Annotated in this window: 1 pseudogene; it reads right to left on the bottom strand. The window is 71.7% G+C overall.

What is annotated here, in order from left to right:
* Positions 1-603: 603 nt before the first annotated feature.
* Positions 604-789: pseudogene (locus KUM32_RS36645) on the bottom strand (hypothetical protein); the annotation flags it as partial.

The following is a 789-nucleotide window of genomic DNA, read 5'->3' as shown; positions in this document are numbered from 1 at the left end:
CGGCCAGATCGCGGCCCAACTGGGCCCGTCCGGAGGCCACATGCAGCAAGAGCGCGAACACCGCGAAGACGACGGAAAGGCCCAACAGGACCGCGTTGCTTACTCGGCGGCGATCTCGCAGCACCCCAGCGCAGAACAGGAAGAAGCAGACGAACGACGGTACAAAGGCCAGCATGCGCCGATCCTACGAGGCGCGGCGCGATCCCAGCCAAACTTCGTGGGTGCTCCCGCACCGGCCGCTTCGTCGGAGACGCCGGTGGCGCGGGCTGCAGGGCGAGCGAGATCGGGGCAGCCTTGGTGGTCGATGCCGGGCCCGCCCACGCCTTACCTAGCGCAACACGGGTCGTGGCCCGTTCCAGAGGGCGACGAGGAACTGTACGAGGCGGCGGCCGACCTCCTCCAGCACGGCGACCGCGTTCGCGCCCTTCGCGATCGTGGTCGTCCGCGAACACGACCGCGAAGGACGCCAGGCCCTCGCGGCTGGTCGGCGGGTAGACCCGGGGCCACAGCCGCTTCTCGTGGTCAATGCGCTCGACCGCGTCCGGCCGCGACCGGGCCCAGGCCCACGGTGCGCTTGCCCGCGCCCCTCGGCGGCAGCCGGCCTCACTCCCAGTGCCAGCGCAGCTTGGCGACCAGTTCGTGCGCGTTCTCGGTGCGGCGGTCGACCCCCACCAGGAGCGCCGGCGCCCCGGCCTCCGACACCCGCACCATCAGGTCTGCCCGCTGCACGAAGCCGTTGCCGAGGGCTACGTCACCGTCGCTGCTCTGAGGGCGCGTACCGGCCGACCT

The sequence above is a fragment of the Streptomyces sp. AC627_RSS907 genome, from assembly GCF_019049165.1.
The sequence above is the reverse complement of the archived record's forward strand: the minus strand, read 5'-3'. Positions and strand labels throughout refer to the sequence as shown.